We start from the raw sequence: 22,564 nt of genomic DNA, 5'->3' as shown, positions 1-22,564 counted from the left end.
TGCGGTCCGGGAGCGGGCGGGGGTTGCGCCCGTGACATCCTCAAACACGCCACTGGAGTGTTTGCCACGCTTGGCGCAGATCGGATGTCACCCCTTCATCGAATCCCAGAAGGATTTGACGGAGGAAAAGAAGCTGGTGGATTCCGGGTTGTTCTCGGAGCTCAGCTCTTCGAATTCGCGCAGCAGTTCTTTTTGGCGGCTGGTCAGGTTCACCGGGGTCTCCACCGCCAGTTCGATGAACATGTCGCCGGGGCCACCGCCACGCAGGGCGGGCATGCCTTTGGACCGCAAGCGCATTTGCCGGCCCGATTGTGACCCGGCCGGGATTTGCACGCGGCCGCGGCCGCCGTCGATGGTGGGCACTTCGATCGACCCGCCAAGGGCCGCCGCGCTCATCGAGACGGGGACGCGGCAGAACAGGTTGTTGCCGTCGCGTTCGAACAGGTCGTGGGTGGCCACGTCGATGAAGATGTAGAGGTCGCCCGATGGTCCGCCGCGCATCCCGGCCTCGCCCTCGCCTGCCAGGCGTATGCGGGTACCGGTTTCGACGCCTGCGGGGATGTTCACGGACAGCGAGCGGTCTTTTTCGACGCGACCCGCGCCGCTGCAGGATTTGCAGGGGTTCTGGATGATCTGGCCCATGCCGGAACAGGTGGGGCAGGTCCGTTCAACGGTGAAAAAGCCCTGTTGCGCGCGCACTTTGCCCATGCCGGAACAGGTCGGGCAGGTGGAGGGTTCGGAGCCGCCTTCGGCGCCGGAGCCGTCGCATTGTTCGCAGCCGACGGATGTGGGGACGTTGATGGTTTTTTGCAGGCCCGCATAGGCGTCTTCCAAAGTGACGCGAAGGTTGTAGCGCAGATCGGAGCCGCGTGCGGCACGCCTGCCGCCACCGCCGCCGCGCTTGCCACCCATGAAGTCGCCGAACAGGTCATCAAACACGTCCGAGAAGGCCGAGCCAAAGTCGCCCTGCTGGCCGCCAAAGCCGCCGCCGGGTCGCCCGCCGCCGCCCATGCCGCCCTCAAAAGCGGCGTGGCCAAAGCGGTCATAGGCCGCCTTTTTGTCGGGGTCTTTCAGAACATCATAGGCTTCGTTGGCTTCTTTGAACTGCGCCTCGGCGTCGGGTTTGTCCGCATTGCGGTCGGGGTGCAGTTCCTTGGCCTTGGTGCGGTAGCCTTTTTTGATTTCGTCGGCGCTGGCGCCTTTTTTGACGCCAAGTACGTCGTAATAGTCACGTTTTGCCATGGATCATGTCCTTTGCTGGAACGTCTGAGGCCGGCCTTGACGGGCCGGCCTCGTGATTGGTTCCCTCAACCACGCCGATCAGGCGCGCTTGTCGTTGTCCAGGTCTTCGAACTCGGCGTCGACGATGTCATCGTCGGCGTCGCGGGGTTCGTCTGCGCCCGCAGGCTCATCTTCGCCGTCTTCCTGCGCGGCTTTGTAGATCGCCTCGCCCAGTTTCATGGCCGCTTCGGTCACGTTCTGGATGCCGGACTTGATCTTGTCCGCGTTGTCGGTTTCCAGCTCGTCCTTGAGCGCGGCGATGGCCAGTTCGATGGCCTCCACCGTGGTTGGATCGACCTTGTCCGAATGCTCTTCCACCGACTTTTCGGTCGAGTGGATGAGGCTTTCGGCCTGGTTTTTCGCTTCGATCAGCTCGCGACGTTCCTTGTCGGCTTCGGCGTTCTCTTCGGCGTCCTTGACCATCTGTTCGATGTCCGCGTCCGACAGACCGCCCGAGGCCTGGATCGTGATCTGCTGTTCCTTGCCGGTACCCTTATCCTTGGCGCCGACCGACACGATGCCGTTGGCGTCGATGTCAAAGGTCACTTCGATCTGGGGCATACCGCGTGGTGCGGGCGGGATGTTTTCGAGGTTGAAGGCCCCGAGGATCTTGTTGTCCGACGCCATTTCCCGCTCACCCTGGAACACGCGGATGGTCACCGCGTTCTGGTTGTCCTCGGCGGTCGAGAAGATTTGGCTCTTCTTCGTCGGGATCGTGGTGTTGCGGTCGATCAGACGGGTGAAGACGCCACCCAGTGTTTCGATGCCGAGCGACAGCGGTGTCACGTCGAGAAGAACCACATCCTTGACGTCGCCTTGCAGAACACCGGCCTGAATGGCAGCGCCCATGGCAACCACTTCGTCAGGGTTCACACCTTTGTGGGGTTCCTTGCCGAAGAATTTGGTCACTTCCTCGACCACTTTGGGCATGCGGGTCATACCGCCGACCAGAACAACCTCGTCGATGTCCGATGCGGACAGACCAGCGTCTTTCAAAGCGGCCTGGCAGGGTTTCATCGACGCCTTGATCAGGTCGCCCACGAGGCTTTCCAGCTTTGCGCGGGTCAGCTTCATCACCATGTGCAGCGGCTGGCCGTTGCTGCCCATCGAGATGAAGGGCTGGTTGATTTCTGTCTGGCTGGAGCTGGACAGTTCGATCTTGGCCTTTTCCGCTGCCTCTTTCAGACGCTGCAGGGCCATCTTGTCAGCTGTCAGGTCGACCGCATGCTCTTTTTTGAACTCCTCGGCGAGGTAATTCACGATGCGCATGTCAAAGTCTTCACCACCAAGGAACGTGTCGCCGTTGGTCGATTTCACTTCGAACAGGCCGTCGTCGATTTCGAGGATGGTCACGTCGAACGTCCCGCCGCCAAGGTCATAGACCGCGATGGTTTGCGAGTTTTCCTTGTCGAGGCCATAGGCCAGTGCGGCGGCTGTCGGTTCGTTGATGATCCGCAGCACTTCGAGACCGGCGATCTTGCCTGCGTCTTTGGTCGCCTGACGCTGGGCGTCGTTGAAGTAGGCGGGGACAGTGATGACCGCTTGCGTTACGTCTTCGCCAAGATAGCTCTCGGCGGTTTCTTTCATTTTGCCGAGGATGAAGGCGGAGATTTGGCTAGGCGAGTATTTTTCGCCGCGGGCTTCGACCCATGCGTCGCCGTTGCCGCCATCAATCACGTTGAAGGGCAGGTTTTTCTTGTCCTTGGCCAGATCCGCGTCGTCATTGCGGCGGCCGATCAGGCGCTTGACGCCAAAGATCGTGTTGTCGGGGTTGGTGACCGCCTGCCGTTTGGCGGGCTGCCCGACGAGGCGTTCGCTTTCGGTAAAGGCGACGATGGACGGGGTCGTCCGCGCGCCCTCCGCGTTTTCGATCACGCGGGGCTGGCTGCCATCCATGATGGCGATGCAGCTGTTTGTGGTTCCCAGGTCAATACCAATGACTTTGGCCATGTTTTTCGATCCCTTTTCTAAGCTCAAGGCGATGACACGAAGCGGCGACCCGAAGTCGGCATCGACGCCACGAATTATTGCGCACGTTTCCGAGCGCGCTGCGGCGTATATAAGGAGGGTCATTTGGCGCTGCAACCGTTGTGGCGGGGCTGAATCTGGCAAAATTTGCGCATTCTTGCGGTAAGAGGGGCGATGCGGGCAAACATTCGGGGATTTGACATCTTTAAGGGCCATCTGGACGCTGCCGCGCAGGCCGCTCTGGTGGGTGATGTGCGCCGCGTGGCCGAGGCCGCACCGATGTTTTCGCCCGACACGCCCTATGGCAAGAAGATGTCCGTGCGCATGACCTCGGCCGGGTCGGTCGGGTGGTATGCGGATCGTTCGGGCTATTCCTACGCGCCGCGCCATCCCGGGGGTGGTCCGTGGCCGCCGATTCCGGGCGCCGTGTTGGCGTTGTGGCGCGAATTGACCGGGCTCGCGCGTGATCCGGATTGCTGTCTGATCAACTATTACGGTGAGGGCGCGCGGATGGGCATGCATCAGGACAAGGATGAAGCGAGTTTTGACTGGCCCGTTTTGTCGGTGTCGTTGGGGGATGCTGGGTTGTTCCGCATTGGCAATGCGACACGCGGCGGCAAGACCGAGTCGATCTGGCTGGAAAGTGGTGACGTTGTAGTGATGGGGGGCGCGGCGCGGTTGACCTATCACGGGGTGGACAGAATAAGGTTTGGTTCGTCCACGTTGCTACCCAAAGGGGGGCGCATCAATCTGACGTGCCGCGTGGTTTTTTGATGGATAGGAATGTGAGCGAGGCGGGACATTGCAGACATTTGTTGCGGAACTAGCTACCAATCCATTCACCTCCGTGGCGGTGCCAAATTATGGGCGGGATTTCATAGAAATAGGTGTTCAGCTCAAGGTCATCTTTGTGGGTTGCGCGCTGCGGCCAATGTGATTTGAGAAAGCTCAAGATGTAATTGGTATCTGCTCTCCAATGTGTTGATGTGTCTTGAATGGTTTTGATCGGCGGGGGGCGACTTGCAACAAACATGATGTTTTCCACTTCATCTGGATGCACAAACCGGACTATCCCGTCATCAAGCAGTCTTTCAATCAGATAGAAATATGCCTCTTTGAGGTCACTGAATTTGTCAAGGGACACAGGAAGGCCCCAAAGGCTATTGGACCAGAGGCCGAAGCAATCTTCTACGATCTTGGCGTACTCTTTATCCACGGCGTCGCGGACTATCGTGTTCGGCTGCAAAGTCGAGACCATACTACGTAGCGTTCATTGTGCTGCCACTTCTGCTATAGCTGAGCAAATAAGACAACGGGACTCTTCGGTCAGCAAACCTAGCTTCTCGGAATATGCTTCGGCCAACATGGGCTCCAAGCGGCCATTCGCTGAATTGCCGCAACCAATGTTGGCTCAGCATCACTCCTCGCACGGAATGCCAAAAGCCTCTACCGCCGCGCGCCCCAGCTGACCGACGCATGCCGGCGGGTGTAGAATTCGCCCATCAGCCCGATCATCACCAGCACCACGCCGACCCAAAAGCCGTACTCCCACGACGTATAGCGCGGGTTGTAGTTGAGGAACGTGTAGCCCCGCGACTGGTCGATGGCGTGGAACAACGGGTTCCAGTCGAACATCGCCAGCATGAAACCGGGCAGCGAATTGGCCACGAACATCTTGCCCGAGGCGATCATGTTGGCCCGCTGGTAGATCTGGGAAAAGATCGTCACGAAGGTCGGAAACCAGGGCTTGATCGCCAGCAGGACAAGCCCCAGCGCCGCCCCGGTGAACCACGCCAGCAGCAGCATGCCAAAGGCCGGGAAGGGCTGGTCGATGGTGATGGGGGTAAAGGCCACGTGGTAGATGAAAAGGATCATCACCAGCGACAGCACCTGAATGTAGAGCGCCCCGAGCGCCGCCGAACAGATCGACACGATCGTGTTCATCGGTGCGTGCAGCATCATCGGGCTTGCCGGACCTTCGGAGCCGACAACGGCTGCCAGTGTCTTGGCGTGCGTCATGTAAAGAAAGATGCCCGTCATGATATAAAGCAGGAAATCCCCCCGGATTGCCGCGCCACGCAGCCCCAGCACCGAGAACATCACGTAAAAGGCCATCACGAAGATGACCATTTGCAGCATGTTCATCGCAATCGCCATGAACGCATTGTTGTGGGTCTTGCGCACGGACCGCACGATCGAATGATAAATCACCTCGGACATCGCAATGGCTGTTCCGAAGCCGGATTGCGGTTTTCTGGTTGATTCAAACATGTGCGCGTATGCCTCGATTGCGGGTATGTTCGCAGGGAATTCTTGCCGTTCCGTTAGCGTCGCAGCATAAGGGCCTCGCAGTGGTTTATCAACAAATGCCCGTCCAAGGAGCGCTTTTATGAATTATGACGAGCTGATCCCGGTGATCCGCAGGCTGGCCCTCGAGGCTGGCGACAAGATCATGGAGATCTATGGGCAGGATGATTTCGACGTCAAATCAAAGTCCGATGACAGCCCCGTAACCGCAGCGGACGAGGCGGCGGATGCGCTGATTTCGGCTGGGCTGCGTGCGGCCTTTCCGGACGTGATGCTGGTCACCGAAGAGCAGGCGGCGACCCATACGACCACTGGCGATACGTTTCTGATTGTCGACCCGCTGGATGGCACCAAGGAGTTCGTGCACCGTCGTGGTGATTTCACCGTCAACATCGCGTTGGTCGAGGGTGGCGTGCCCACGCGCGGGGTGGTCTATGCCCCGGCCAAGGGCCGCATGTTCTTTACCCAGGCCGACGGGCAGTCGGTGGAAGAAACCGGGGCGTTCGACAAGGATCAAGTGGGCGATGTGACCCCCATGCGCGTGGCCGACAGCGATAATGCAGCCCTTCTGGTGGTCGCCTCGAAATCGCACCGTGATCAGGCGACGGATGATTACATCAACAAATACAATGTGAAGGACATGAAAAGTGCAGGCTCGTCCCTGAAATTCTGCCTTGTGGCCACGGGTGAGGCCGATCTGTACCCTCGTGTCGGGCGCACTATGGAGTGGGACACTGCCGCGGGCCATGCCGTCCTGTCCGGAGCGGGGGGCCATGTCGTCCGGTTCGATGATCACACGCCGCTGGTCTATGGCAAGGAGGGGTACGCCAACCCGTTCTTCATCGCCTACGCCCCGGCCGTAGACTTGAAGCCCGCCTGATGTCGGTTCTGCTCGTCATCCCCGCCCGCTATGCTTCGTCCCGTTATCCGGGCAAGCCCTTGGTCCCGTTGACGGGCGCGACAGGTGTGGCCCAAAGCCTGATCGAGCGCAGTTGGCGCGCCGCCCTTGAAGTGTCGTGCATCGACCGCGTCGTGGTGGCGACAGATGATGACCGGATCAAGGACGCCTCGGAAGGGTTTGGCGCCGAAGTGGTCATGACCTCCGAGCTGTGCGGCAACGGCACCGAACGCTGTGCCGAGGCCCATGCGGCGCTGGGCGGCGGTTACGACATCGTGGTGAACCTGCAGGGCGATGCCCCGCTGACTCCGGCCTGGTTTATCGAAGGGCTGGTGGACGGCCTGCGCGCCGCGCCGGAGGCCGAGATTGCGACGCCTGTGCTGCGCTGTGACGGGGCGACGCTCACCGGTTTCCTCGAGGATCGCAAAGAGGGCCGTGTTGGCGGCACCACGGCGGTGTTCGGGGCGCAAAAACAGGCTCTGTACTTCTCAAAAGAGGTCATTCCCTACACCAATCAGACCTATGCCGCCGATGGCGACACACCCGTTTTTCACCATGTCGGCGTCTATGCCTATCGCCCCGACGCGCTGGCGGCCTATCCGGGCTGGCCGGTGGGTCCGCTCGAACAGCTGGAAGGGCTTGAGCAGTTACGATTCCTTGAGAACGGGCGGCAGGTGCTGTGCGTCGAGGTCGAGGCGCGCGGGCGGCAGTTCTGGGAGCTGAACAACCCCGCCGATGTCCCGCGGATCGAGGCGATGATGGCGCAGATGGGTCTGGAATGACCTTGCCTCCGGTCAGTGTTGTGGTGGTGAGCCGCGGCCGGCCGGATGCGTTGATGCGCTGTCTGACGGGTCTTGCACAGGTGCAGTTCGCGCCGTTCGAGATTGTCGTGGTGGCGGACGCGGCCGGGCGCGATGCCGTCGCTGAATTGCCCTTTGTCGATGACCTCAAGGTTGTGTCTTTTGACATCCCCAATATCTCTGAGGCCCGCAATCTGGGGATCAGCCATGCGGCAGGTGATGTCGTTGCCTTTATCGATGATGATGCGGTGCCGGAACCGCTGTGGCTTGCCCATCTGATTTCCCCGTTTGCACGTGGGGATGTGGCCGCAACTGGCGGTTTTGTACGGGGGCGCAACGGGATTTCCTTTCAATGGCGCGCGCGCAGCGTTGATGAAACCGGTGCCATGCAGCCGCTGGACGTCGATCCGGAACTGGCGACCGTGCTGACGCCCAAAGGCCAGCGCGCCACCAAGACAGAAGGCACCAATATGGCGGTACGGCGCGAGGTGCTGGTGGCGCTGGAAGGGTTCGACCCCGGCTTTGCCTTTTATCTCGACGAGACGGATTTGAACCTGCGACTGGCGCGCGCGGGTCATGCCACGGCAATTGTGCCGATGGCCGAGGTGCATCACGGCTTTGCCCCCAGCGTGCGCCGTCGTGCCGACCGGGTGCCGCGTGATCTGTTTGATATCGGGGCCAGTTGGGCGGTGTTTCAGCGCAAATACGTTCCCGAGGCGGACCGTGCGCTGCATTGGCGCGACATCGTTGCCGCCCAGCGCAAGCGGTGCCTTGGGCATATGGTGGCCGGGCGGCTGCTGCCGGGGGACGTGGCGCGGCTGCTTAAACGGCTGGCGGATGGCTATGCCGACGGGCTGGAGCGCCAACGTGGCGGGGCGCAGGTGTCACGCAGTGCGGCGGCTCCGTTCAAGGCGGCCTTTGGACGGTCGCGCCAGTCTTCTGTGTTGTCCGGGCGCATCTGGCAAGGTCGGCGCTTGCGGCAAGAGGCGGTGCAGCGTGTTGAGCGAGGCGAGATCGTGACACTGATTCTGTTGTCTCCATCGGCCCTATTTCACCACATTCGCTTTCACAGAGACGGATATTGGGAGCAGCGTGGCGGCCTGTTTGGCCGGTCAGAGCGTACGGACCCGCTGTTTCGATTGTGGCGATTTTCGCGCCGTGTCGCGCGCGAGCGGCGGCGGATCGCCGGGCGGCGCTTTGAAGATGGCTGAAAATGGCACAACTGCCGGAAAATTCCCCGCCGTCCAGCGAAATTCAGGAATTGGACATTTTCCGGTCGTAATCTATGAATAAGTAGGGTCCAAACATGGGCAGTTAATAAAAATTGAGGTTCGTATGCGTAAGAAGGTGACTAAGGCGATTTTCCCTGTGGCCGGGCTGGGGACGCGGTTTCTTCCTGCGACAAAGTCGGTGCCAAAGGAAATCATGACTTTGGTTGATCGTCCGCTGATCCAATACGCCATTGACGAGGCGCGGGCCGCTGGCATCAAGGAATTCATTTTTGTGACCTCGCGCGGCAAAGGCGCGCTTGAGGACTATTTCGATCACGCCCCCACGCTGGAACAGGAACTGCGCAAAAAGGGCAAGGATCAGCTTCTTGAGATCCTCAAGGACACCAATATGGACAGTGGTGCGATTGCCTATATCCGCCAGCATAAGGCGCTGGGCCTTGGCCACGCGGTGTGGTGCGCGCGCCGTCTGATCGGCAATGAACCCTTTGCGGTGATTCTGCCCGATGACGTGATTGCGGCCGAAAAACCCTGTCTGCAGCAGATGGTCGAAGCCTATGCCGAGACCGGTGGCAATATGGTGGCCGCCATGGAAGTGCCGCCGGAACAGGCGTCGTCTTATGGTGTGCTGGATGTGAAGGCCGACAGCGGCCAGATCGTTCAGGTCAAAGGCATGATTGAAAAGCCCCCTGCGGGCGAGGCCCCCTCGAACCTTGCGGTGATCGGGCGCTATATCCTGTCGCCCGAGGTTCTGAAATCGCTCAACAAGATGAAGAGCGGCGCTGGCGGTGAGATCCAACTGACCGACGCCATCGCGCAGGCCATCGGTGGCAAAGAAGGCGTGTTTGGCTATCGCTTCCGCGGTCAGCGGTTTGATTGCGGCTCCAAAAGCGGGTTCTTGCAGGCGACTGTGTCCTTTGGCTTGGCACGTGAAGAGCTGCGCCATGACCTGCTGGACTATATCCGCGACGTTGTCCGGATGGATCAGGCGGCGGAATAGCCGCTTTTCCAGACTTTGATGACATGACGGGGCGGTTGCTGCGCTCTGCTGCTTTGTGTGATGATGATCGCGCAGGCAGCAAAAAGGCATCGAACTGAGCAATTCCAGGCATAATCCGCCCGTCGCACGTCTGTTGGACATCACGCGCCTGATGCGCCGCGCGGGCCGTGTGCTGACCGGTGTGGACCGGGTCGAGCTGGCCTATCTGCGGGCCCTGCTGGAGGATGCGCCGCCAGTGTTCGGGCTGATCCGGTCGCGTCTGGGCTATATCCTGTTGGATCAGGCGGGGCTGGCGGAACTGGTGGTGCCGTTGTCCGGTCGGTCTGCGAGCACATCACCCGAGGCGACCCAATCCGCGATCTGGCCTCAGGCCCGGGCGCTGGCAATCGGGCGTGTGCCCCCTTTTCTACTGGTCGCGATGTTGCGACGTAAATTGCCTGCCGGTGTCGCCTATCTGAACGTGGGTCATTCGAACCTGACGGCGCGTGTGCTGGGCGCGATGCGCCGCATTGATGCGTGGATTTCGGTGATGATCCACGACGTGATCCCGCTGGATTTTCCCGAGTTCCAGCGCGCAGGCACTGTCGCCCCCTTCGCCGCGATGATCGATAGGGTCGGTGCCCATGCGGACCTCGTGATCTATAATTCCGAGTACACAAAAGAGCGGGCGGAAGCCTATTTCGCCGATCCTCCCAGTTCGATTGTTTCCCATTTGGGAACAGACGTGGTGCCCGCCGCGCCCGCAGAATTGCCGCCGGGACTGCCTGAAACGGGGCCATATTTCGTCTGTGTCGGCACCATCGAGCCGCGCAAGAACCACGGTTTTCTGCTCGATATTTGGGCCGAAATGGGGGCTGATGCGCCCGGTCTGATCATCGCCGGCGGGCGCGGATGGAACAACGATGCGGTGTTTGCGCGGTTAGACGCCTTGCCCTCGGATGGGCGCATCCGCGAAGTGTCTGGCCTGTCTGATGGTGCACTCGCCGCTCTGGTCGAGCGTAGTGCGGGCGTTCTGTTCGCCACCCATGCGGAGGGGTTCGGCCTGCCCGCAACCGAGGCCGTTGCACGCGGAGTGCCCGTAATTGTTAACGATCTTCCAGTTATGCGAGAAATACTGGGCGACATTCCCATTTACGCAAGCGTTTCAGATCGTTATCTATGGATCAATAAAATAAAAGAGTTGGCCGCCTTAGGGCCAGACGTGCAAAAGAAGCAGCCATTTTTCCCACCAAGTTGGGATGCACATTTCAAGACTGTGTTAAGGTTGACCTGATAGGTGCGTCAGGGTCGCAAAAAGCGGCGGGTAGAGGACGGTTCTGATTGGGCGCTTGGCAGTCATATCGGCTGAGGCTTCAGCGCAAGCGGTGGCGCATTCGTGCGTTCCGCAAGCGACGGGAACTGAAACGCGTTGTCAGCCGCACGGATCAGATCAGACCTGACGATTTGCTGGCCTTTACGACCTTGCGCAACGAGGCGGTGCGCCTTCCGTTTTTCCTCGAATATTACCGCGAAATGGGGATCAATCAGTTCCTGATCGTGGACAATGGCAGCACGGATGGATCTCTGGATTATCTGGCCTCGCAGCCCGATGTGTCCGTTTGGTCGACAACGGCCAGCTACAAACGGGCCCGGTACGGTGTGGACTGGCTGAACTGGCTGCAGACGAAATACGGGCACGGGCACTGGAACCTCGTTGTCGATCCCGATGAATTTCTGGTCTATCCGTTCTGTGACACCCGGCCTCTGCGGGCGCTGACGGACTGGCTGGATGCCTCGTCGATCAAGTCCTTCTCCGCGATGTTGCTGGACATGTACCCAAAGGGGCGGCTGGACGAGCAACCCTATACGCCCGGGCAAAACCCGCTGGAAATCGCGAGCTGGTTTGACAGCGGCAACTATACAATTTCGCGCAACAAGAAGTTCGGAAACCTGTGGATACAAGGAGGACCGCGTGCGCGCGTCTTCTTTCCCGAGCGACCGGCCAAGGCCCCTGCTCTCAACAAGGTGCCGCTGGTCAAATGGGATCGCAGATATGCCTATGTCAGTTCGACCCACATGCTTTTGCCGCGCGGGCTGAACCAGGTCTATGACGAATGGGGAGGCGAAAAGGCGTCTGGCGTGTTGCTGCACGCCAAGTTCCTCGACACGTTCAACGGCAAGGCAAGTGAAGAGCTGGACCGCAAGCAGCACTATTCCGCGTCCGTGGAATACAAGGCCTATGCCGGGCTGGTGGATGAAAATCCGGATCTGTGGTGCAAGTGGTCTGAAAAGTACATCAACTGGCGTCAGCTCGAGATTCTGGGCCTCATGTCCAAGGGGAACTGGGCATGAGCGTCGGGATCGTCATGCTGGTGCACACCGCGCTTGATCGGGCCGAACAGGCGGCGCGTCACTGGGCGATGGGTGGCTGTCCGGTGGTGATCCACGTGGATGCCTTTGTGCCGCGCAAGACCTACAACGCCTTTGTGCAGGCCCTGTCGGATGTGCCGTCGGTGCTGTTTTCCAAACGCTTTCGCTGCGAGTGGGGCAGCTGGGGTATCGTGGCGGCCAGTCAGGCCGCGTCCGAGCTGATGCTGGCCGAGTTTGCCGATGTGCGCCATGTCTACCTGGCCTCCGGGTCCTGCCTGCCGCTGCGCCCGGTCGAAGAATTGAATGAATACCTTGCCGATCGCCCGCGCACCGATTTTATCGAAAGTGCGACTACGGCGGACGTGCCCTGGACGGTCGGCGGACTGGATCAGGAACGGTTCACGCTGCGCTTTCCGTTTTCGTGGAAGCGGCAGCGGGTTCTCTTCGACAAATATGTCGAGTTGCAGCGTCGTCTCAAGCTCAAGCGGAAGGTACCCAAGGGCCTTGTGCCGCATATGGGCAGCCAGTGGTGGTGCCTGACCCGGCAAACCCTGTCCGCGATCCTGCAAGGGGCGGACCGGCGCGAATATGACGCTTATTTCCGCCATGTCTGGATCCCGGATGAGAGCTATTTCCAGACCCTCGCGCGGCAGTTTTCGACAAATATCGAAAGCCGGTCGCTGACCCTGTCCAAGTTCGACTTTCAGGGTAAACCGCACATTTTTTATGATGACCATTTGCAGCTTTTGCGCCGCTCGGACTGCTTTGTCGCACGCAAGATCTGGCCTCATGCCAACCGCCTGTATGATGCGTTCCTGACTGACCCTGCCGGCGCGATGAAGCGTACCGAACCCAACCCAGGCAAGATCGACCGCATCTTTGCCAAGGCGGTTGAGCGTCGGACACGCGGGCGTCCGGGTCTTTATATGCAAAGCCGGTTCCCCAACGAGGATTGGGAAAACGGGGTGACGGCCGCGCCCTATTCGGTCTTTCAGGGCTTTACCGAGATTTTCGAGAATTTCGAACCGTGGCTCGCCAAGGCGACGGGCGCGCGGGTGCATGGGCATCTGTTTCACCCGGATCGGGTCGAATATGCTGAAGGGCAGACCACGCTCAACGGTGCGCTGGGCGACAGCGCGGCGGCGCGCGATTACAACGCCAATGCGTTTCTGACCAATCTCATCTGGAACACGCGCGGCGAGCGGCAGTGTTTTCAGTTTGGCCCAAAGGACAATCAGGATGTGACCTGGCGGATGGCCAAGGACCCGAACGCGCAAGTTTCGGTGATTTCGGGGGCCTGGGCGGTGCCTTTGTTCCGCTCGAACATGAATTTTATCGACATCCGAAAAGAGGCCGCGCGCCTGCAAAAAGTGGAAAGCGATCACCTCAACGTACTGCGCGCGCCTTATGCCAAGGCGCGCATTCGCATCTGGACCATGGCCGAATTCATCGAAGCGCCGATGGAACCGCTGCAGGGCATATTGGATGAAATCGGCCAGACACAGGCCCGCCGCCTTGCCGAAGTGCCGCAGATGGTCGATCTGACAGGCTTTGGCCAGTTCCTGCAAAACCTCAAGAACCAGGGCATGCACCCTTACCTGATGGGTGACTTTCCGGTGGCGCTGGGCCCGAAACCTGCGCAAGATCGTCCGAGAAAACCCTATTTGGTGCGGTAATCCGGCATGGCTCAATTCGACTATTTCGTGGTGTTTGCCGAGATGCGCACCGGATCGAATTTCCTTGAGGCGAATTTGAACGCGTTTGATGATCTGGCCTGCCATGGCGAGGCGTTCAATCCCCATTTCATCGGCTATCCGAACCGCGATGCGCTGCTGGATGTGACCCAGGCTGCCCGTGACGAACAGCCCAAGCGGCTGCTGCGCGCCATCAAACAGACGCCGGAGTTGAGCGGGTTTCGCTATTTCCACGACCACGATCCGCGGGTGTTCGACAAGGTCATGGACGATCCCAAATGCGCCAAGATCGTGCTGACCCGCAATCCTGTCGAAAGCTATGTGTCCTGGAAGATCGCGCAAAGCACGGGCCAGTGGAAACTGACCGATGCCAAGGCGCGCAAGGGCGCCAAGGCGCAATTTGATGCGGATGAATTCGCGGCGCATTTGTCCGCGTTGCAGGCCTTTCAGGTCACGTTGCTGAACCGGTTGCAGGTGTCCGGGCAGACCGCGTTTTACGTGGCCTATGAGGATTTGCAGTCGCTGGATGTGATGAACGGGCTTGCCGCGTGGCTTGGTGCGGAGTCCCGGCTTGAGGCGCTGGACAAGAACCTCAAGGTGCAGAATCCGAGTGCACTGTCGGACAAGGTCGCCAATTTCGGACAGATGAGTAAGGCACTGGCCGGGGTCGATCATTTCAACCTGACGCGGACACCGAATTTCGAGCCGCGCCGGGGGGCGGCGGTGCCGACCTATATCGCAAGCACCAGTGTGCCGCTGGTTTATTTGCCGATCCGCGGCGGTGCCAATGACCCGGTGACCGGGTGGTTCAAGGCGGTGGATCGCGCCGAAGGGGTCAAGCCGGAGTCAAAACTGTCGCAAAACGATCTGCGTGCCTGGATGCGCGCCCATCCCGGACACCGCAGTTTCAGCGTTTTGCGCCATCCATTGGCCCGGGCGCATGAGGTGTTTTGCCACCGCATCCTGAACACCGGGCAGGGGTCTTATGGTGGTATTCGGACGACGCTGAGGAAACGCTACAAGCTGGTCCTGCCGGATGATCCGGCGGATGCGGGCTTTGGCAAGGCCGAGCATCGCGCGGTCTTTGCCCAGTTTCTCGAATTTCTGAAGCCGAACCTTGCAGGCCAGACGGCGATCCGGGTGGATCCGGATTGGGCAAGCCAGTCCAAAATCATCGAAGGATTTGCCGAATTCGCCTTGCCCGACCGGTTGATCCGGTCCGAGGACCTTGGCAGTGAGTTGGCGCAACTCGCCCAAGCGGTTGGATTGGAAGACATACCAGAGGTGCCGGCCCCTATCGCATCAAGCCCGATTGCGTTGGCTGATATCTACGACGCGGAAATCGAACGCATGGCACGGGCGGCCTATGGGCGCGACTATCTGATGTTCGGATTTCAGGACTGGTCGCCCACCTGACCGGCAACCGCGTCGGTTTCCTGCCGTTTTCCGTATCGGAAAACGTGCGGCTCAGGCGGCCTTGGCGGGTTTGGATTCGTTGAGGATGGCAAACAGGGTCGAGGCATCCGGATTGGCGCGCAATTTGGAGCAGACACTTGCATCGCGCAGCGTGCGGGACACAAGCGCCAGCGCCTTGAGGTGCTCGACTCCGGCTTCTTCGGGTGCGAACAGCGCAAATGCGATGTCGACGGGCTGACGATCCACTGCGTCAAAGTCGATGGGTTTGTCCAGCAACACGAACACACCCATCACCGTTTTGATTCCGTCAAGACGGGCGTGGGGCAATGCGACGCCATGGCCGACACCGGTGGGCCCGAGGGCCTCGCGCGCCATCAGTGCCTCGGTCACGATGCCCGAATGGATGTCATGCGCAACCTGCACCAGATCGCCGATTTCCTGCAGAAGACGTTTCTTGGAGGTGACAGAGGTCACCACCTTCACCGCCTCGGGTTTCAGCAGGTTTCCAAATGCCATTTTGCTCGCACTGTCAGCGCCCATTGCAAAACCGATCCTTTAAGGGTCAATCCAGCCGATATTTCCGTCATCCCGACGGTACACGACGTTCAGCCCTTTTTTACCTTCGTTTCGGAACACCAACACGGGTGCGCCTGCCAATTCCATCTGCATCACCGCCTCGCCCACGGACAGGGATGGGATGTTGGTCTCCATCTCGGCCACGATGATCGGCTGCAGACTTTCGGGTTCAGCATCGTCCGACCCCGAGTCAGAGGCGAGGATATACGAGGACGCGCCAGAGAGTTCAACAGGCTGTGCGCGCTCCTTGTGGTGATCCTTGAGACGGCGTTTATAGCGCCGCAACTGCTTTTCCATCTTTTCGGAGCACGCATCGAAAGCAGCATAGATTTCAGTGGCATGGGCCTTGGCCTGCGCCGTCAGCCCGGTCGATAAATGCACAGTCGCTTCACAGACAAACTCGTGCGCGGACTTGGAAAAGATCACTTGCGCATTGGTGGGCCGCTCTGCGTATTTCTCGACAACCGTGCCGAGATCGTCGCGGACATGAGTTTGCAGGGCTTCGCCGATGTCGATCTGTTTGCCACTGATTTGATACTGCATATTCTCTCCTTCATTTGGGCTCCGCACAGACAGGACGGGCGGGTCGCGGGTGCGACCGGACTGGTCAGGTCAGTTAAGCGGAATAGGCTGCGTGCTGATGTGACACCCTATGCACCGCAACAGTGCAGAAAGAGGTTCAGGGGTCATGAACAGCGTCAAAGCCATGTCTCCATTGCACGCCACAAACACCCGTCCTGTCAATCAAAACTGGAAATTCGCCGCAGGTCGCCGCCTATTGAATGCGAAAGTTTTCGCCGAGGTAGACCCGCCGTACATTTTCGTTTTGCACTACATCTTGCGGCGTGCCCGACATCAGCACCTGCCCATCGTGCAGAATATAGGCACGGTCCACAATTTCGAGCGTTTCGCGGACGTTGTGGTCCGTAATCAGAACACCGATGCCACGTTTCTTGAGGTCTGCGACCAGATTCCGGATATCGCCGACCGAAATCGGGTCAACTCCGGCAAAAGGTTCGTCCAGCAGCAGATATTTGGGGTTTGCCGCCAGCGATCGCGCAATTTCCACCCGCCGCCGTTCCCCGCCCGACAGGGCCAGCGCGGGGGCGCGGCGCATGTGTTCGATGGAAAACTCGCTCAGCAGTTGTTCCAGCCGCTCGCGCCGTTTGTGGCGGTCCGGTTCGACGATTTCGAGGATAGCGAGGATGTTGTCCTGCACGCTCAACCCGCGAAAGATGCTCATTTCCTGAGGGAGATAGCCGATCCCCATCTGGGCGCGGCGATACATCGGCAGGGCCGTCACATCCGTGCCATCCAGCATCACGGTACCACCCTCGGGCGTCACAAGGCCCGCGACGGAATAAAACGTGGTGGTTTTGCCAGATCCGTTGGGCCCCAGCAGCGCGACAACCTCGCCCCGCTGCAGCTCCATCGAAAAGTCGCGAATGACCAGTTTCTTGCGGTAGGATTTGCGCAGATGCGAAATCTTGAGGCCCGATGTGCCGTTGGCCAGTTTCAGATTCGGTTTCGCCATCAGTTGTTGCCGGATTGGAGGATCGTTTTCACCCGGCCCTGCATGCGGGCCGTGCCCCCATCCAGATCGACGGTCATGCGGTCCGCGCTGAGCGCGCTGCGCCCTTGGGCCATCAGCACGTCGCCCGACATCACGATGACGCCGCTGTCGATGTCATAATCCGCGCGCTGTGATTCTGCCGCATCCGGACCGGATACAAGCGTCACGCCCCCGGTCGCCTCGAGCCGTTCGATGCCTTCGGCTTCCTCGCGATAGATCACCACCACCCGCGGGGCGGACAGGCGCATGTCGCCCTGACCGATGACGACATTTCCGGTGAAAATCGCCTCGCCGGTCGCTTGATCGACGTTGAGTTCATCAGCCGTCACTTCGACCGGAGCAGATGTGTCCTGCTTGATGGCGCCAAATGCAACTTGCGTGCCTTGCGCGATGGCAGGTGATGAAAGGCCCAACACTGCAATACAGGCGAGGGTGCGGAGGAATGTCACGGGTTAATCACTCTTCTCTTATTTTCGGGGGTATATATCAGCTTCACCCGGTTTGTGAAAATCAAATGGGCGTTTGACTCGGTCTCGCGCCGTTCCAGACGCATGCGTCCGGCATCGAGCGTCCCAAACGGCCCCGTGCCCTGCACCGCGCCCGGAGAATCAAGCACCAGCGTGTCGAATTCTGCCAGCAATTCTTCGCTGGCCAGTGAAAACCCGGAGGACGTCGTGATCACCACATTTCCCTGAAGGATCGACGTGTTGCCTGACAGATCAAACTGCCCCTGATCGGACACCAGATTGATCCGTGTTCCCGAGGGCAGGTCGATCTGCGCGGAAAACTCGGTTGCTTCGTTGTTGAGGCCGCTGCGCGTTGCCATTGTCTGGGCCGAGACCGACACCCGGTCGCCCGCATCAGTGGTGCCTGAAAAGAACGGTGCGGTGATCTGTTGGCCGCGCAGCCGTTCGTCGATTTCAGTGTCTGCAAAGGGCAAAGTGGCCATCGGATCGACATTGCGGGACAGCAGAAACAGCGTCGACAGCAGCAGCAAGGCGGTCAGCGGCAGCAGCACCTTGAGCCAGGCGACCAGTTTTGAATAGCCATCCATGCCATCTTCCTAGCCCAGTCCGACCCGCAGACAGTCGTGAATGTGGATCAACCCAAGGGGCGGTTTCGTCTTGTCCGCATCTGTCACGAACAGGCACGTGACCGAGCGCCCGCCATCCTGTCCGTTCATGATTCCAACCGCTTCCTGCGCCAGGACATCCGGATCAATCGTTCTGGGTGATGTGGTCATCACGTCACGGGCCGTCAAGTGCAGGAACCGGTCACTCATGTGGCGGCGCAGGTCGCCGTCGGTGATGATGCCTGCCAAAGTGCCGTCCGGATGGGTCACCCCCACAACGCCAAAGCCCTTTTGGCTGATTTCGATCAGCGCGTCCTGCATCGAGGTATCGATGCCCACGATTGGCATCGCGTCGCCTGAGTGCATCAGGTCCGACACCCGCGTCAGCAGCGCGCCCAGTTTTCCGCCCGGATGGAAGTCGCGGAAATGTTCCGGCGTAAAGGCGCGGTGCCGCATCAGGGCCACCGCCAGCGCATCGCCCATGGCAAGGGTCATCGTGGTCGAAGATGTGGGCACAATTCCGGTGCCACATGCCTCGCCCAGATCGGGCAGGCGCAGCACCACGTCGCATTCGCGGCCCAATGTGCTGCCGGGCGCCTTGGTAATCCCGACCATCGGAATGTCAAAACGGCGGGAATAGGCGATCATGTTCGCCAGTTCCGGCGCTTCTCCAGAATTGGAGATGGCCAGCACAACGTCGTTGCGCGTGACCATGCCCAGATCGCCGTGGCTCGCCTCGGCCGGGTGCACGAATTGCGCGGGCGTGCCGGTGCTGGCGAGGGTCGCGGCGATCTTGCGGGCGATATGGCCGGATTTACCGATACCAGTGACGATCACGCGCCCCTTGGAGGCGAGCAACAGATCGACGCCTGCGCGAAAACTTTCATCAAGGCTGTCGGCGAGGCTATTCAGCGCCTCTGCCTCGATGCGGATCACTTCGCGCGCAGTGTCTATAAAGGGGGTTTTGCTGCTCATGCGTGGGCAAAGATGTCGGTTTCGGGCCACCCGGCAAGGTCGAGATTGGCGCGCATCGGCAAGAAATCAAAGCAGGCCTGCGCCATCTCCATCCGTCCCTCGCGCACCAGCCGTTCGTTCAGAACCTCGCGGAGCCGGTGCAGGTACAACACATCCGAGGCTGCATATTCGATCTGCGCCTTGGTCAGTGTGTCGGCCCCCCAATCGCTCGATTGCTGCTGTTTGGAGATGTCGACATCCAGCAGTTCCTGCAGCAGGTTCTTGAGCCCGTGCCGGTCGGTATAGGTGCGCACAAGGCGACTTGCGATCTTGGTGCAATAGACCGGTGCCGTGACCGCGCCAAAGGCGTTTTGCATCGCTGCGATGTCAAAGCGTCCGAAGTGAAACAGCTTGAGCACGTCCGGATCGGTCAACAGCGCGCACAGGTTCGGGGCGTCGGTCTGGCCCTGTTTGATCTGCACCACATGGGCGTCGCCGTCGCCACCCGACAGTTGCACAACGCACAGCCGGTCACGGTGCGGATGTAGCCCCATGGTTTCACAGTCAATCGCCACGATTGGACCCAAATCAAGGTCATCGGGCAGGTCGGAGATATGCAGATGGTTTGTCATGGCGTCGCTATACCCGTTCGCCGGGCGTTGGGAAAGCGTGGTTTACGTCGCCCCGAGCTGTTCGGGATCAGGGCGCGGATATCGGTCAAGCAGCGTCGTGACGAGGCTCCGGCAATCATGCCCGCACCACAGGGATGTGTGGGCGCTGCGGGGCAGCACAGGGTGCTTGAGCGCGAGCCGCCGCCAGGCATGGACAATCATGACCCGCAGCACAGCCGTTTCCTGCGGGTTGAGGGTGCCAATCGCGTCTCTGTTCCTGTCGATGGTCTGCAGCACGTCATGCAGCGCGGCGTACCCGGCACGCAGGTTCTTTGATTCGATCTGAGCGCCGATCCAGTTGGGCAGGCTTTGTGGAATGAGGCTGAGCGCATGTTCGGGAAGTGGCGTGTCGCTCGCACAGATGTAAATGCGCGGCGCGATCGTAGTGAACTTGGTCGGATTCAATTCCGAGGCTGTGTCCGGCATCAGGGCGAACCTCGCGGTCGCGTTTTCATCGCCGGGTCGTCCGTAGATCCGGGGTCTCGCGCCGATACTGTCTTGCCGACCCTTCGGCGTCAGGCTGTGCTGACTGATGCGCCCCTGTTTTTGCGAGGTGATCCAGCCATCAGCGCGCAGGCGGTGCAGGGCGACGCGCGTAGCCTCGGGTTTGATCCCGATGCCAGACATCAAGGCAGACAGTGTCGGACCGTCAAGCGGCCGATCGGGTGCAAGATCACCAAAAACAGTCACTAACAAAGACCAAACGCGCAATGGTCCCAGTGCGCTGAGGGCCGTGATGGCCATTGCGTGCGCGTGCTCAGGCATTCATGGTAAGCAATTCATATTCGGCGACCGCCTCGTCGTTCTGATTGGTCAGGGTCACGTGCCAGCGTACCTCGCCATAGTCCTCGTTGCGTGGCGTCTTGGCCTTGACCGTCAGGCGCACCTTGATGCTGTCACCGGCCTGCACAGGCTTCATAAAGCGTAAGGAATCGAGACCCGTGTTCGCCAGGACCGGGCCGGGATCAGGTTGCACGAACAGCCCGGCCGCAAAGCTGAGCAAGAGGTATCCATGCGCCACGCGGCCCGGAAAGAACGGGTTCGCGGCAGCCGCGTGCTGGTCCATGTGGGCGTAGAACGTGTCGCCGGTGAAATGGGCGAAGGTGTCGATGTCATCAAGCGTGATGGTGCGCGCAGGCGAGTGCAGCGTGTCGCCAATGGCGAGGTCGGCAAAGGGGCGGGTGAACGGGTGCGCGGGTTTGGTCACCTCTTGCGCGCCGGGCACCCATGTCCTGGTGATGGCCGACAGCATGTCCGGGCTTCCCTGAATGGCGGTGCGCTGCATGTAGTGCAGCACGCCACGCACGCCGCCCTGTTCCTCGCCCCCGCCTGCGCGGCCCGGCCCGCCATGGACCATATGTGGCAGCGGCGCGCCGTGGCCCGTCGCCTCGGCCATGGAGTCGCGGTTGTTGAAATAGAGCCGCCCGTGGAATGGGGCCGAAGCCAGGGTCAGTGCGCGCGCGACGTCCCCGTCCCGTGTGATCACGGAGGCGACCAGCGACCCCTTGCCCCGATTGAGCAGTGCCGCAGCATGATCAAGATCGCGATAGGGCATGATCGTGGACACCGGCCCAAAGGCCTCGATATCGTGCACGGCCTTGGCAGTGTCGGGGTCCGCACAGTGAAACAGCATGGGCGGCACAAAGGCCCCGGGGCTATCCGCCATGGCGAAGTCGTCTGGATTGCCAAAGACCTGTTCAGCCTCTGCCCCGATGTGCGCGGACTTGGCTAAAACGTCGTTTTTCTGCGTATTAGAGACAAGTGCACCCATCTGCGTGGCGGCGTCGCGAGGATCACCGACCGTAATTTGCGACAGCTTTTGCGTCAGTGCGCCGATCACCGCATCGACCCGAGAATGGGGCGCGAGGATGCGGCGGATGGCGGTGCATTTCTGGCCTGCCTTTGCCGTCATCTCGCGCAGGGTTTCGGCGATGAACACGTCGAATTCAGGGCTGCCCGGCGTCGCATCAGGGCCCAGAACGCTCGCGTTCAGACTGTCTTGCTCGGTTGTGAATCGCACCGCGTTGTCGCGCAAGTTAGCGGTGTTGCGCAGATACGCGCCGGTCTCTGCCGAGCCGGTAAAGGTCACCACGTCCTGACAATCGAGATGGTCCAATAGATCGCCGGTGCCGCCTGCGATCATCTGTAGCGTGCCTTCGGGCAACAGGCCGCTGTCGATCATCAGCCGCACGCAGGCCTCGGTCACATAGGAGGTCGCGGTGGCGGGTTTGATGATCGCGGGCATGCCAGCGAGCAGGGTCGGCGCCAGCTTTTCCAGCATACCCCAGACCGGGAAGTTGAAGGCGTTGATGTGCACCGCGACGCCCTGCAATGGGGTGCAGACGTGCTGTCCCATGAACTGCCCGGTGCGCCCCAACTGCTCGGGTGGGCCGTCGAGATAGACCTGCCCATCCGGCATCTCGCGCCGCCCTTTCGAGGCAAAGACCAACATCGTGCCGATGCCGCCATCCACGTCGATCAGGTGGTCGGATTGCGTGGCCCCAGTGTTAAAGCTGAGGTCATAAAGGATCTGGCGGTGCTCGCGCAGATGTAGGGCGAGCGCCTTGAGCATGCGGGCACGGTCATGGAAGGTCATCGCCTGAAGCGCGGGCGCGCCGACCTCACGCGCAAAGCCGCGCATGTCCTGCACGTTCAGCGCGTCGTTTCCTGCTTGCGCGATGACCTCGCCCGTTATCGCGCTTTCGATGGCCCGTGCGCCGGGTCCGGGGGCGATCCACTGACCGGCGGCGAAACTGTGAACCTGGCGCATGGCAGC

22 protein-coding genes are annotated in these 22,564 nt (G+C 60.4%); 9 read left to right on the top strand and 13 right to left on the bottom strand.

The genetic code is table 11. The features are described from left to right. Window positions 1–87: 87 nt before the first annotated feature. Both dnaJ and dnaK read right to left on the bottom strand, forming a co-directional pair. A complete protein-coding gene (dnaJ, locus tag Q1A89_RS12295) occupies window positions 88–1,242 on the bottom strand; it encodes a molecular chaperone DnaJ (protein WP_299728242.1) in 1,155 nt (384 codons plus the stop codon). 78 nt (window positions 1,243–1,320) lie between these two features. Continuing rightward, window positions 1,321–3,231, bottom strand: coding sequence for a molecular chaperone DnaK (dnaK, locus tag Q1A89_RS12290; RefSeq protein ID WP_299728239.1), 1,911 nt, complete (start codon window positions 3,229–3,231; stop codon window positions 1,321–1,323). 192 nt (window positions 3,232–3,423) lie between these two features. Here dnaK and Q1A89_RS12285 point away from each other — a divergent pair, with 192 nt between their 5' ends. Next, entirely contained in the window at window positions 3,424–4,023 is a 600-nt protein-coding gene (locus tag Q1A89_RS12285) for an alpha-ketoglutarate-dependent dioxygenase AlkB (RefSeq protein WP_299728236.1), read from the top strand. Window positions 4,024–4,072: 49 nt separating this feature from the next. On the opposite strand, the gene Q1A89_RS12280 is transcribed toward Q1A89_RS12285, so the two are convergent. Both Q1A89_RS12280 and Q1A89_RS12275 read right to left on the bottom strand, forming a co-directional pair. Next, window positions 4,073–4,465 (bottom strand): hypothetical protein, encoded by a 393-nt coding sequence (locus Q1A89_RS12280; RefSeq protein WP_299728234.1) that lies wholly within the window; start codon window positions 4,463–4,465, stop codon window positions 4,073–4,075. A 230-nt stretch (window positions 4,466–4,695) separates the two neighbouring features. Beyond that, the gene (locus Q1A89_RS12275) at window positions 4,696–5,520 is read right to left on the bottom strand and encodes an ABC transporter permease (RefSeq protein WP_299728231.1); all 825 of its coding nucleotides are present in this window, start codon (window positions 5,518–5,520) and stop codon (window positions 4,696–4,698) included. A 118-nt stretch (window positions 5,521–5,638) separates the two neighbouring features. On the opposite strand from Q1A89_RS12275, the gene cysQ reads away from it, so the two are divergent. The 8 genes from cysQ to Q1A89_RS12235 all read left to right on the top strand — a co-directional run bounded on the left by cysQ (window position 5,639) and on the right by Q1A89_RS12235 (window position 14,942). Next, window positions 5,639–6,436: a 3'(2'),5'-bisphosphate nucleotidase CysQ gene (gene cysQ / locus Q1A89_RS12270; RefSeq protein ID WP_299728228.1), complete on the top strand. Its 798-nt coding sequence runs from the start codon at window positions 5,639–5,641 to the stop codon at window positions 6,434–6,436. Further along, on the top strand, window positions 6,436–7,236 hold the full coding sequence (locus Q1A89_RS12265; protein ID WP_299728225.1) for a manno-octulosonate cytidylyltransferase: 801 nt from the start codon (window positions 6,436–6,438) through the stop codon (window positions 7,234–7,236). The genes cysQ and Q1A89_RS12265 overlap by 1 nt, the downstream gene beginning before the upstream one ends. Next, window positions 7,233–8,465 carry a glycosyltransferase gene (locus tag Q1A89_RS12260; protein ID WP_299728222.1) on the top strand — a complete coding sequence of 411 codons (1,233 nt, stop codon included), beginning with the start codon at window positions 7,233–7,235 and terminating at the stop codon, window positions 8,463–8,465. Before Q1A89_RS12265 ends, Q1A89_RS12260 begins: the two co-directional genes overlap by 4 nt. Window positions 8,466–8,589: 124 nt before the next feature. Next, window positions 8,590–9,483, top strand: a complete 894-nt coding sequence (gene galU, locus Q1A89_RS12255; RefSeq protein ID WP_299728219.1) for a UTP--glucose-1-phosphate uridylyltransferase GalU — start codon at window positions 8,590–8,592, stop codon at window positions 9,481–9,483. A gap of 133 nt (window positions 9,484–9,616) precedes the next feature. Further along, window positions 9,617–10,756 (top strand): glycosyltransferase family 1 protein, encoded by a 1,140-nt coding sequence (locus Q1A89_RS12250; protein WP_299728216.1) that lies wholly within the window; start codon window positions 9,617–9,619, stop codon window positions 10,754–10,756. A gap of 47 nt (window positions 10,757–10,803) precedes the next feature. Next, on the top strand, window positions 10,804–11,814 hold the full coding sequence (locus Q1A89_RS12245) for a glycosyltransferase family 2 protein (protein WP_299728213.1): 1,011 nt from the start codon (window positions 10,804–10,806) through the stop codon (window positions 11,812–11,814). Next, window positions 11,811–13,508 carry a beta-1,6-N-acetylglucosaminyltransferase gene (locus Q1A89_RS12240; protein WP_299728210.1) on the top strand — a complete coding sequence of 566 codons (1,698 nt, stop codon included), beginning with the start codon at window positions 11,811–11,813 and terminating at the stop codon, window positions 13,506–13,508. The genes Q1A89_RS12245 and Q1A89_RS12240 overlap by 4 nt, the downstream gene beginning before the upstream one ends. Before the next feature lie 6 nt (window positions 13,509–13,514). Continuing rightward, window positions 13,515–14,942, top strand: coding sequence for a sulfotransferase family 2 domain-containing protein (locus tag Q1A89_RS12235; protein ID WP_299728207.1), 1,428 nt, complete (start codon window positions 13,515–13,517; stop codon window positions 14,940–14,942). A gap of 51 nt (window positions 14,943–14,993) precedes the next feature. On the opposite strand, the gene Q1A89_RS12230 is transcribed toward Q1A89_RS12235, so the two are convergent. The 9 genes from Q1A89_RS12230 to paaZ all read right to left on the bottom strand — a co-directional run bounded on the left by Q1A89_RS12230 (window position 14,994) and on the right by paaZ (window position 22,558). Next, window positions 14,994–15,458, bottom strand: coding sequence for a PTS sugar transporter subunit IIA (locus tag Q1A89_RS12230; RefSeq protein ID WP_299728204.1), 465 nt, complete (start codon window positions 15,456–15,458; stop codon window positions 14,994–14,996). Window positions 15,459–15,497: 39 nt separating this feature from the next. Beyond that, window positions 15,498–16,061, bottom strand: coding sequence for a ribosome-associated translation inhibitor RaiA (gene raiA, locus Q1A89_RS12225; protein WP_299728201.1), 564 nt, complete (start codon window positions 16,059–16,061; stop codon window positions 15,498–15,500). A gap of 232 nt (window positions 16,062–16,293) precedes the next feature. Further along, window positions 16,294–17,052: an LPS export ABC transporter ATP-binding protein gene (gene lptB, locus Q1A89_RS12220; RefSeq protein WP_299728198.1), complete on the bottom strand. Its 759-nt coding sequence runs from the start codon at window positions 17,050–17,052 to the stop codon at window positions 16,294–16,296. Next, complete coding sequence (gene lptA, locus Q1A89_RS12215; RefSeq protein ID WP_299728195.1) at window positions 17,052–17,540, bottom strand: lipopolysaccharide transport periplasmic protein LptA; 489 nt, start codon at window positions 17,538–17,540, stop codon at window positions 17,052–17,054. Before lptA ends, lptB begins: the two co-directional genes overlap by 1 nt. Further along, complete coding sequence (locus Q1A89_RS12210) at window positions 17,537–18,145, bottom strand: hypothetical protein (protein ID WP_299728192.1); 609 nt, start codon at window positions 18,143–18,145, stop codon at window positions 17,537–17,539. Before Q1A89_RS12210 ends, lptA begins: the two co-directional genes overlap by 4 nt. A gap of 9 nt (window positions 18,146–18,154) precedes the next feature. Next, window positions 18,155–19,138, bottom strand: coding sequence for a KpsF/GutQ family sugar-phosphate isomerase (locus Q1A89_RS12205; RefSeq protein ID WP_299728189.1), 984 nt, complete (start codon window positions 19,136–19,138; stop codon window positions 18,155–18,157). After that, window positions 19,135–19,749 (bottom strand): ribonuclease H-like domain-containing protein, encoded by a 615-nt coding sequence (locus Q1A89_RS12200; RefSeq protein ID WP_299728186.1) that lies wholly within the window; start codon window positions 19,747–19,749, stop codon window positions 19,135–19,137. The genes Q1A89_RS12205 and Q1A89_RS12200 overlap by 4 nt, the downstream gene beginning before the upstream one ends. Window positions 19,750–19,791: 42 nt before the next feature. Further along, window positions 19,792–20,532 (bottom strand): PaaX family transcriptional regulator C-terminal domain-containing protein, encoded by a 741-nt coding sequence (locus tag Q1A89_RS12195; RefSeq protein WP_299728183.1) that lies wholly within the window; start codon window positions 20,530–20,532, stop codon window positions 19,792–19,794. A gap of 13 nt (window positions 20,533–20,545) precedes the next feature. After that, window positions 20,546–22,558, bottom strand: coding sequence for a phenylacetic acid degradation bifunctional protein PaaZ (gene paaZ, locus Q1A89_RS12190; RefSeq protein ID WP_299728180.1), 2,013 nt, complete (start codon window positions 22,556–22,558; stop codon window positions 20,546–20,548). Window positions 22,559–22,564: the final 6 nt, after the last annotated feature.

The organism is uncultured Tateyamaria sp., assembly GCF_947503045.1.
Classification (GTDB): Bacteria; Pseudomonadota; Alphaproteobacteria; order Rhodobacterales; family Rhodobacteraceae; genus Tateyamaria.
Note: the sequence above shows the minus strand (reverse complement) of the source record. Positions and strands in the feature narration are given on the sequence as shown.